The sequence below is a fragment of the Streptomyces sp. NPDC052301 genome, assembly GCF_044593395.1.
GTDB lineage: Bacteria > Actinomycetota > Actinomycetes > Streptomycetales > Streptomycetaceae > Streptomyces.
This window is the reverse complement of sequence record NZ_JBIUBE010000009.1, coordinates 70,754-79,736: the sequence shown is the minus strand read 5'-3', so window position 1 is coordinate 79,736 and position 8,983 is coordinate 70,754. Positions and strand designations below refer to the sequence as shown.

Sequence of the window (8,983 nt, the reverse complement as noted above, 5' to 3'; positions counted from 1 at the left end):
GCCTTCGCTTCGAGTGAATGGTCCTGAACAGGTCACCGAAACGATCACGACAGCCTTGACCGCACCACGGTGACGCAAACCGTGTGCTGGTCGCTGGTCATCGGCCCGGCGGACCGGTGTAAGGGCCCGTCCCGTGAGAATGAGCAAGCCAATACACAACGAAGAAGCAGGTTACCTGCAGGCCCCCGGCAGGGTCAAAACGAGGCGCTTCCCTCTTATGTCGGCGGACAAACGCGGCATGCCGCCCGACGCCCTCCAGCACCCTCCGGCCCCCGTCTAAGATGCGCCCCATGAGTTACGGGCAGGGGGGACCCCAGTCTCAGTGGGATCCCTGGAAACCTCATTCCCAGCAGCCCTGGAACAGTGGCGGTGACGACGGGACTCCGGACTGGGCCGCGCTGGCCGAGGCCTCGGAGAGCCGGAACAAGCGCCGCAAAGTGCTGTTCATAGCGGGCGGCGCGCTCGCGACGGTCGCCGTGGGCACGGCCGTCGCCATGGCCGTCGTCTCCGCGAACGGAAAGGACGACACGCACGCCGGTCCCAGCTTGTCCGCCGGCGCGTCCTTGCCCGCCTCGGGCACCGCGGCGCCGTCCTTCGCGCCGACCAGCGCCCCACCGCCGCTGGACCCGAAGGACTTCATATCCAGCGCCAAGAAGGACACCGCGCCGCTGAGCCCCGAGACGCTGTTCCCGGGCACCCAGCTGACCATCGGCAGCACGGTGTACAAGAAGGGCGCCACCGCCGACACCACGAACTGTGCCTCCGCCGCCGACGCGACCCTGCCGAAGATCCTCACCGCGAACGGCTGCACCCGCCTGATCCGCGCCACCTACACCGAGAACGGCATCGCGGTCACCACCGGCGTCGCCGTCTTCGCCACCGAGGACCGGGCGGCGAAGGCCAAGGGCCAGACCGACGACCACAGCATCGTGCGCTCGCTGTCCGGCAAGGGCGTCAAGCCCTTCTGCGACGGAGCGATCTGCTTCTCCACGCGCAACGCCGTCGGCCGGTACGCCTACTTCACGATCACCGGCTTCACCAACGGCAAGAACGTCACCACGAAGGACACCAAGGCCTTCTCCGCCGGGAAGGACCTGCAGGACTTCACCTTCCGGCAGATCTGGCGCCGCGGCCAGGCCCAGGCGTCCGCAGCGGCGAACCAGTGACCCGGCCCACCCCCGCGTAGCGCCCGTACGCGGGGGTGGCGACGGTCTCTAGCAGCAGCCCGCTCCAGGCAGCGTGCGCTTGTTCCGCGCCTCCTTGTTCCGGGCCGCCAGCAGCTCGTCGGCGGGGTAGCCGACCTCCTCCAGGGTCAGCCCGTGCGGCCGTACGACATGCACGGCGGAATCCCGCACGCCCGCGGCCAGCACCTTCCCGGGCCACTCCGGGCCGCGGTGCCCGTCCCCGACGAACAGCAGCGCGCCGATCAGCGAGCGCACCATGTTGTGGCAGAACGCGTCCGCGCGGACGGTGGCCGTGATGATCCCGTCCTCGCCCCGCACCAGGCTCAGCTCCTGGAGCGTCCGGATCGTCGTCGCCCCCTCGCGCTTCTTGCAGTAGGCGGCGAAGTCGTGCTCGCCGAGCAGTTCCCGGGCGGCCGTGTTCATCGCGTCCACGTCCAGCGGCCAGTCGTGCCACAGCACGTGGTTGCGCAGGATGGGGTCGACCCCGCCGGGGTTGTCGGTGACCCGGTAGGCGTACCGGCGCCAGACGGCGGAGAAACGGGCGTTGAAGCCGCTCGGCGCCGGCCTGAGGGCCCACACCCGTACGTCCTTCGGCAACCGGCCGGCCAGCCGCTTCAGCAGCTTCTGGTTGTGCTCCCGCCAGACCTCCTCGGGCAGGTCGACGTGCGCCACCTGGCCGCGCGCGTGCACCCCGGCGTCGGTCCGCCCGGCGACGGTCAGCTCGTACGTCTCCCGTGACCGCGTCACCGTGCGCAGGGCGTCCTCGATCTCGCCCTGCACGGTCCGTTTCCCGCCGGCCTGCTTGGCCCAGCCGTGGAAGTCGGTGCCGTCGTAGGAGACGTCGAGGCGGACACGGACGTACCCGGGCTGTACTTCGTCACTCACGTGCACATCCTCTCAGGGCCGTGCCCGGCGGAAGAACGTGCCGGAAAACGCGGAAGCGGGCCCGCCCCTGAGGGCGGACCCGCTTCCGGCGTCAGGCAGAGACTCAGGCCTCCGTCGACTCCTCGGCAGCGGCCTCCTCGGCCGGCGCCTCGGTGGTCTCCGCAGCCTTGGCCTCGTCGGCCTCCTTGACCGCACGCTTGGTGGCGGCCTCGGCCTCACCGGTGGCCTGCTGCGCGACCGTCAGCGCCTCGACCAGCTCGATGACGGCCATGGGCGCGTTGTCGCCACGGCGGTTACCGATCTTGGTGATGCGGGTGTAGCCACCCGGACGGTTCTCGTACCGCGGGCCGATCTCGGTGAAGAGCGTGTGGACGACGCCCTTGTCCGTGATGACCTGGAGCACCTGACGGCGGTTGTGAAGGTCGCCCTTCTTCGCCTTGGTGATCAGACGCTCGGCGTACGGGCGCAGGCGGCGCGCCTTCGCCTCGGTGGTGGTGATACGGCCGTGCTCGAAGAGGCTCTTCGCCAGGTTCGCGAGGAGCAGCTTCTCGTGCGCGGCGCTGCCGCCCAGACGGGCACCCTTGGTGGGCTTCGGCATTGTTCTTCTCCTGTGTGTCTGCCCCGGCCGTGTCAGGTACCGAGGTCAGTATCCGAGCAGGCGGTTGCCTGTCGGAGATCCGGGTGCCCGTTCAGACACCCGGAGCGTCCGCGCCCCGAAGGGCGCGGGGAACTGCGCGACCGGCCGCAACCGGCCCGCAGCCGCAGTACGGTGCTCCTCGCGGAGCGCTCAGTACTGCTCGGTCTCCACGAAGCCCGCGTCCGCGTCGTCGTCGGCGCCGAAGGCGTCGGCAGCGGCCGTGGGGTCGAATCCGGGCGGGCTGTCCTTCAGGGCCAGGCCCATGCCGGCCAGCTTCGCCTTGACCTCGTCGATGGACTTCGCACCGAAGTTGCGGATGTCCAGCAGGTCGGCCTCGGAGCGGGCGACGAGCTCACCCACGGAGTGGATGCCCTCACGCTTGAGGCAGTTGTAGGAGCGGACCGTGAGCTCCAGCTCCTCGATCGGCAGCGCGAGGTCGGCGGCCAGGGCGGCGTCCGTCGGGGACGGGCCCATGTCGATGCCCTCGGCGTCGATGTTGAGCTCGCGCGCCAGACCGAACAGCTCGACCAGGGTCTTGCCGGCCGACGCCATGGCGTCACGCGGACGCATGGCCTGCTTGGTCTCGACGTCGACGATCAGCTTGTCGAAGTCGGTGCGCTGCTCGACACGGGTCGCCTCGACCTTGTAGGTGACCTTGAGAACCGGCGAGTAGATGGAGTCGACCGGGATACGGCCGATCTCCTGGCCCACCTGCTTGTTCTGCACGGCGGAGACGTAACCGCGGCCGCGCTCGACCGTCAGCTCCATCTCCAGCTTGCCCTTGCCGTTGAGCGTGGCGAGGACGAGGTCGGGGTTGTGCACCTCGACACCGGCCGGCGGCGCGATGTCGGCGGCGGTGACCAGACCCGGACCCTGCTTGCGCAGGTACATCACGACCGGCTCGTCGTGCTCCGAGGAGACGACCAGCTGCTTGATGTTGAGGATCAGGTCGGTGACGTCCTCCTTGACGCCCGGCACGGTGGTGAACTCGTGCAGCACGCCGTCGATCCGGATGCTGGTGACAGCAGCGCCGGGGATCGAGGACAGGAGGGTACGGCGCAGGGAGTTGCCGAGGGTGTAGCCGAAGCCCGGCTCCAGCGGCTCGATCACGAACCGGGAGCGGAACTCGTCGACGACCTCTTCGGTCAACGAGGGACGCTGAGCGATCAGCATGTGTGGATCAGATCCTTCATTCGTGGACGCCCGCTATTTGACGCCCGACGGAAACCGCACCTGTGAGAAGTGCGGGTACTGCAAGGGTACGGGCGGCACGGCCCGAAGGAGCCGTACCGCCCGAACCCTCAAAGCGACCAGGCCTCAGACGCGGCGGCGCTTCGGCGGGCGGCAGCCGTTGTGCGGGGTCGGGGTGACGTCCTGGATGGAGCCGACCTCGAGGCCCGTGGCCTGCAGGGAGCGGATCGCGGTCTCACGACCGGAGCCCGGGCCCTTGACGAACACGTCGACCTTGCGCATGCCGTGCTCCTGGGCGCGGCGGGCAGCCGACTCGGCGGCCATCTGCGCGGCGAACGGCGTCGACTTCCGGGAGCCCTTGAAGCCGACGTGGCCGGCGGAGGCCCAGGAGATCACGTTGCCGGACGGGTCCGTGATCGAGACGATCGTGTTGTTGAACGTGCTCTTGATGTGCGCGTGGCCGTGAGCGACGTTCTTCTTTTCCTTGCGGCGCACCTTCTTGGCAGCGCCCTGACGACCCTTGGGGGGCATCTACTAACTCCTACGGGAGGTGGTCGGTCCTACAGCGAAGACCGTGGACAGGTGTCCGCTGCGGACTACTTCTTGCCCGGCTTCTTCTTGCCGGCGATGGCGCGACGCGGGCCCTTGCGGGTACGAGCGTTGGTGCTGGTGCGCTGACCGCGGACGGGCAGACCGCGACGGTGACGGAGACCCTGGTAGCAGCCGATCTCGACCTTGCGGCGGATGTCGGCCTGGATCTCGCGACGGAGGTCACCCTCGGTCTTGATGTTGTTGTCGACGTACTCACGAATCGCGACGAGCTGCTCCTCGGAGAGGTCGCGAACGCGGGTGTTCGGGTCGACGCCGGTCGCAGCCAGCGTCTCCTTCGAGAGGGTCCGGCCGATGCCGAACACGTAGGTGAGGGCGACCTCCACGCGCTTTTCGCGCGGGATGTCAACACCGGAAACGCGTGCCATTCAATGGCTCCTGGTGATTCTTCGGAGGTCTTCCGCAGAACCGGTTCCCGGCCGCCGTACCAGGTACGAACCGGGTCCCCGGCCTCCGACCGGGGGTGTCAAGCCGCTCGCGACGGCTTGGGTCCTGCGTATGAACATATTCAGCTCGCGTCGCGCGAATCTCTGCGATGGAGGTGCAGAGGGTACGGTCGTGCGTCAGCCCTGGCGCTGCTTGTGGCGCGGGTTGTCGCAGATGACCATGACCCGACCGTGACGGCGGATCACCCTGCACTTGTCGCAGATCTTCTTGACGCTCGGCTTGACCTTCATGGGATTGAGGTTCTCCGGGTCAGTGCCATCACCCCGCCGAAGCGGAATGCGGGCAAGATCTACTTGTACCGGTAGACGATCCGGCCACGCGTCAGGTCGTACGGAGACAGCTCCACCACGACCCGGTCGTCAGGGAGGATGCGGATGTAGTGCATACGCATCTTGCCGCTGATGTGTGCCAGGACCTGGTGGCCGTTCTGGAGCTCGACCTTGAACATGGCGTTCGGCAGAGACTCGACGACAGTGCCCTCGATCTCGATGGCACCTTGCTTCTTGGCCACGCTTCGCCCTTCGAATCGACTACCTTGATCGACTCCCCTGCTTCCCCTTGCGGGAGCATGCGGACATGCGGGTGCACGAGAGCCGACGAGTCAGTCTACGTCGGCGTACCAGGAAACGCGAATCGAGGAAGTCTGCCCCATACGGGTGATCCTTACGCGAGGGGATCGGGAGCGGCCGTGATGCCGTGCTCGGCGAGCTTCGCCCTGCCCCCGTCGGGAGCGGTGAGGACCAGGGGGCCCTCCGCAGTGAGCGCCACCGAGTGCTCCCAGTGGGAGGACCAGGTGCCGTCCGTCGTGATGACCGTCCAGTCGTCCGACAGGACCTCCGTGCGCGGGGTGCCGAGAGAGACCATCGGCTCGATCGCGAGGCAGAAGCCGGGCACCAGCTTGGGGCCCTTGCCGCGGCGACGGTCGACGTAGTTCAGCAGGTGCGGGTCCATGTGCATCTCGGTGCCGATGCCGTGGCCGCCGTAGTCCTCGATGATCCCGTACTTGCCGCCGCCCGGCTTCGGCTGGCGGCGGATGTACGTCTCGACCGCGCGGGAGATGTCGACCAGCCGGTTGCCCTGCTTCATGGCCGCGATGCCGGCCCACATCGACTCCTCGGTCACCCGGGAGAGCTCGACCAGCTCCGGAGCGTGACCGGAGCCCACGAAGGCCGTGTAGGCGGCGTCGCCGTGCCAGCCGTCGACGATCGCGCCGCAGTCGATGGAGATGATGTCGCCGTCCTTGAGGACGACGTCGTCGGAGGGGATGCCGTGGACGACGACGTCGTTCACGGAGGTGCAGATGGTCGCGGGGAAACCGCCGTACCCGAGGAAGTTCGACTTGGCGCCGTGCTCGGCGAGGACCTTGCGGGCGACCTCGTCGAGATCCTTGGTGGAGGCGCCGGGCACCGCGGCCTCACGGGTGGCCGCGTGGATGGCGGCTACGACCAGGCCCGCCGCACGCATCTTGGCGATCTGCTCCGGCGTCTTGATCTGCACCATGGGGGCCTGCGCTCTCCGTCACTCACGTCGACTGGGGTATCTGTACAACAGTACGGCCGCGGCGCCCTGGGAGGGCACCGCGGCCGGAAGAGCCGGGCTGTGTCAGCTCTCGGCCTTCTCGCGCTTGAGTGCCTCCAGCGCGCGCTGCGTGATCTCGTCCACCGGGCCCAGGGCTGAGATCGTGACGACCAGGCCCTGCGCCTTGTAGTAGTCGATGATCGGCTCGGTCTGCGTGTGGTAGACCTCGAGCCGCTTGCGGACGGTGTCCTCGGAGTCGTCGTCGCGCTGGTACAGCTCACCGCCGCAGACGTCGCAGACGCCCTCCTTCTTCGGCGGGCTGTACGTCACGTGGAAGACGTGCGACGACTCGTTGCGGCAGACGCGGCGGCCGGCGATCCGCTTGACGACCTCGTCCTCCGGGACCTCCAGGTCCAGGACCGCGTCCAGGGTGATGCCCTCGGTGCGCAGCAGCTCGTCCAGCGCCTCGGCCTGGGACACGTTCCGCGGGAAGCCGTCCAGCAGGAAGCCGCCCTCGGCGTCCGGCTGCTCCATGCGGTCCTTGGCCATCGCGATGGTCACCTCGTCCGGGACGAGGTTACCGGCGTCCATGTAGGACTTCGCGAGCTTGCCCAGCTCGGTCTGCCGGCTGATGTTGGCCCGGAACAGGTCACCCGTGGAGATGTGCGGGATCGCCAGCTTCTCTGCGAGGCGGACGGCTTGCGTTCCCTTACCGGCACCCGGCGGCCCGACGAGGACGATACGCATCAGCGGAGGAACCCTTCGTAATTGCGCTGCTGGAGCTGGCTCTCGATCTGCTTCACCGTCTCGAGACCGACACCCACGATGATGAGGATGCTCGTCCCTCCGAAGGGGAAGTTCTGGCTTGCCCCGAAGCCCACCAACGCCATTGTCGGTACGAGAGCGATCAGACCCAGATACAGCGAACCCGGCCAGGTGATCCGGTTGAGCACGTAGCTGAGGTACTCAGCGGTCGGTCGGCCAGCCCGGATGCCCGGGATGAAGCCACCATACTTCTTCATGTTGTCGGCGACTTCCTCGGGGTTGAAGGAGATCGCCACGTAGAAGAACGCGAAGAAAACGATGAGCAAGAAGTACAGAGTGATGTAAATCGGGTGGTCGCCCTTGGTCAGGTTCTGCTGGACCCAGTCCTTCCAGCCCGACCTGCCCCCCGCGAACTGCGCCACGAGTGCCGGGATGTAGAGCAGCGAGGAGGCGAAGATGACGGGAATCACACCCGCCTGGTTCACCTTCAGCGGGATGTACGTGGACGTACCGCCGTAGGAGCGGCGGCCGATCATGCGCTTGGCGTACTGCACCGGGATGCGACGCTGGGCCTGCTCGACGAAGACGACGAGCCCGACCATGACCAGGCCGACCAGGATGACGGTGCCGAACTCGATCCAGCCGCCGGCCAGGGTGCCCTGCTTCTTGATCGCCCAGAGCGCGGACGGGAAGGTCGCGGCGATCGAGATGAACATCAGGATCGACATGCCGTTGCCGATGCCGCGGTCGGTGATCAGCTCACCGAGCCACATCACGACACAGGTGCCGGCGGTCATGCAGATCACCATGGTGATGGTGGTGAAGATCCCCTGGTCGGGAACGATCCCGTTGGCGACCGGGCAGCCGCTGAAGAGCGCACCGCTGCGCGCGGTGGCCACCAGGCCGGTGCCCTGCAGGATGGCCAGGGCCACCGTCAGGTACCGGGTGTACTGCGTGATCTTCGCCGTGCCGGCCTGACCCTCCTTCTTCAGGGCCTCCAGACGCGGAATCACCACGGTCAGCAGCTGCAGAATGATGCTCGCCGTGATGTACGGCATGATGCCGAGGGCGAAGATCGTGATCTGGAGCAGCGCGCCGCCACTGAACATGTTGACCAGGCCGAAGAGGCCCTGGTTGCCCGAGGCCTCGTCCACGCACTGCTGGACGGCCTTGTAGCTGACGCCCGGGATCGGGATGTGGGTGCCGACCCGGTAGACCACGATGATGGCCAGCGTGAAGAGCAGCTTCTTACGCAGGTCGGGCGTCCTGAACGCCCGGGCGAACGCGGTGAGCACGGTTCCTCCTGCGACCCCCGCGACGCGCGCGACAGGGACTAGTCGTATCAACAAGGCCCAGTGGGCCGAACGATGTTTTCTGCCACCCCGTCGCCGTACGACGTCTCACGCGCGGGCACAGGTGGACCTCAAGGACTCTAACAGTGCGCGCCCAGCCTGGTGAAGTTCGCCTGTCCGTCAGGCTCGTCGGCGGCGCTCACGGATGACTGGATACTCCCCCGAGCCGGTCGGGCTCCTTGGACAACGCCCGAACGATCCGAATAGTTTCTCGGGGCTCGAGAGAAAGATCATGCGCGGGAGGTTCTCTCCCGCGCGGCAGCGATCGGCGTGGGGCACCGGCCGTCGCGGCCCGTGCGGGCCGCGCTCCGGCATCCGGCGGACATACGGCAGGGCCGGGCAGCTCCCCGAAGGGACCTGCCCGGCCCTGTTGCGTACGCGGCGGTGCCGCCCGG

Annotated in this window: 11 protein-coding genes; 1 reads left to right on the top strand and 10 read right to left on the bottom strand. The window is 67.7% G+C overall.

What is annotated here, in order from left to right; translation table 11 throughout:
• Positions 1 to 290: 290 nt before the first annotated feature.
• Positions 291 to 1,166 (top strand): hypothetical protein, encoded by an 876-nt coding sequence (locus ACIHEJ_RS25450; protein ID WP_400138942.1) that lies wholly within the window; start codon positions 291 to 293, stop codon positions 1,164 to 1,166.
• A 48-nt stretch (positions 1,167 to 1,214) separates the two neighbouring features.
• Here ACIHEJ_RS25450 and truA read toward each other — a convergent pair whose 3' ends face one another.
• From truA to secY, 10 genes are all read right to left on the bottom strand, one after another.
• Positions 1,215 to 2,069: a tRNA pseudouridine(38-40) synthase TruA gene (gene truA, locus ACIHEJ_RS25445; RefSeq protein ID WP_400138941.1), complete on the bottom strand. Its 855-nt coding sequence runs from the start codon at positions 2,067 to 2,069 to the stop codon at positions 1,215 to 1,217.
• A 103-nt stretch (positions 2,070 to 2,172) separates the two neighbouring features.
• Positions 2,173 to 2,667, bottom strand: a complete 495-nt coding sequence (rplQ, locus tag ACIHEJ_RS25440; protein WP_366014693.1) for a 50S ribosomal protein L17 — start codon at positions 2,665 to 2,667, stop codon at positions 2,173 to 2,175.
• A gap of 189 nt (positions 2,668 to 2,856) precedes the next feature.
• Positions 2,857 to 3,879 (bottom strand): DNA-directed RNA polymerase subunit alpha, encoded by a 1,023-nt coding sequence (locus tag ACIHEJ_RS25435; RefSeq protein ID WP_003966937.1) that lies wholly within the window; start codon positions 3,877 to 3,879, stop codon positions 2,857 to 2,859.
• Between the two features lie 144 nt (positions 3,880 to 4,023).
• The gene (gene rpsK, locus ACIHEJ_RS25430) at positions 4,024 to 4,428 is read right to left on the bottom strand and encodes a 30S ribosomal protein S11 (protein WP_003956432.1); all 405 of its coding nucleotides are present in this window, start codon (positions 4,426 to 4,428) and stop codon (positions 4,024 to 4,026) included.
• Between the two features lie 65 nt (positions 4,429 to 4,493).
• Positions 4,494 to 4,874 carry a 30S ribosomal protein S13 gene (rpsM, locus tag ACIHEJ_RS25425; RefSeq protein ID WP_009300593.1) on the bottom strand — a complete coding sequence of 127 codons (381 nt, stop codon included), beginning with the start codon at positions 4,872 to 4,874 and terminating at the stop codon, positions 4,494 to 4,496.
• A 195-nt stretch (positions 4,875 to 5,069) separates the two neighbouring features.
• Positions 5,070 to 5,183, bottom strand: coding sequence for a 50S ribosomal protein L36 (gene rpmJ / locus ACIHEJ_RS25420; protein WP_003974245.1), 114 nt, complete (start codon positions 5,181 to 5,183; stop codon positions 5,070 to 5,072).
• A 59-nt stretch (positions 5,184 to 5,242) separates the two neighbouring features.
• Entirely contained in the window at positions 5,243 to 5,464 is a 222-nt protein-coding gene (gene infA / locus ACIHEJ_RS25415) for a translation initiation factor IF-1 (RefSeq protein ID WP_003948620.1), read from the bottom strand.
• Positions 5,465 to 5,616: 152 nt separating this feature from the next.
• Positions 5,617 to 6,453, bottom strand: coding sequence for a type I methionyl aminopeptidase (gene map / locus ACIHEJ_RS25410; RefSeq protein WP_400138940.1), 837 nt, complete (start codon positions 6,451 to 6,453; stop codon positions 5,617 to 5,619).
• A gap of 102 nt (positions 6,454 to 6,555) precedes the next feature.
• Positions 6,556 to 7,218 carry an adenylate kinase gene (locus ACIHEJ_RS25405; protein WP_400138939.1) on the bottom strand — a complete coding sequence of 221 codons (663 nt, stop codon included), beginning with the start codon at positions 7,216 to 7,218 and terminating at the stop codon, positions 6,556 to 6,558.
• Positions 7,218 to 8,531: a preprotein translocase subunit SecY gene (secY, locus tag ACIHEJ_RS25400; protein WP_400138938.1), complete on the bottom strand. Its 1,314-nt coding sequence runs from the start codon at positions 8,529 to 8,531 to the stop codon at positions 7,218 to 7,220. The genes ACIHEJ_RS25405 and secY overlap by 1 nt, the downstream gene beginning before the upstream one ends.
• Between the last annotated feature and the right edge of the window lie 452 nt (positions 8,532 to 8,983).

Coding starts and splice junctions, on each gene's coding strand:
- ACIHEJ_RS25450 (WP_400138942.1), top strand. CDS start 291: ATGAGTTACGGGCAGGGGGGACCCCAGTCTCAGTGGGATCCCTGGAAA.
- rplQ (WP_366014693.1), bottom strand. CDS start 2,667: ATGCCGAAGCCCACCAAGGGTGCCCGTCTGGGCGGCAGCGCCGCGCAC.
- ACIHEJ_RS25435 (WP_003966937.1), bottom strand. CDS start 3,879: ATGCTGATCGCTCAGCGTCCCTCGTTGACCGAAGAGGTCGTCGACGAG.
- rpsK (WP_003956432.1), bottom strand. CDS start 4,428: ATGCCCCCCAAGGGTCGTCAGGGCGCTGCCAAGAAGGTGCGCCGCAAG.
- rpsM (WP_009300593.1), bottom strand. CDS start 4,874: ATGGCACGCGTTTCCGGTGTTGACATCCCGCGCGAAAAGCGCGTGGAG.
- rpmJ (WP_003974245.1), bottom strand. CDS start 5,183: ATGAAGGTCAAGCCGAGCGTCAAGAAGATCTGCGACAAGTGCAGGGTG.
- map (WP_400138940.1), bottom strand. CDS start 6,453: ATGGTGCAGATCAAGACGCCGGAGCAGATCGCCAAGATGCGTGCGGCG.
- ACIHEJ_RS25405 (WP_400138939.1), bottom strand. CDS start 7,218: ATGCGTATCGTCCTCGTCGGGCCGCCGGGTGCCGGTAAGGGAACGCAA.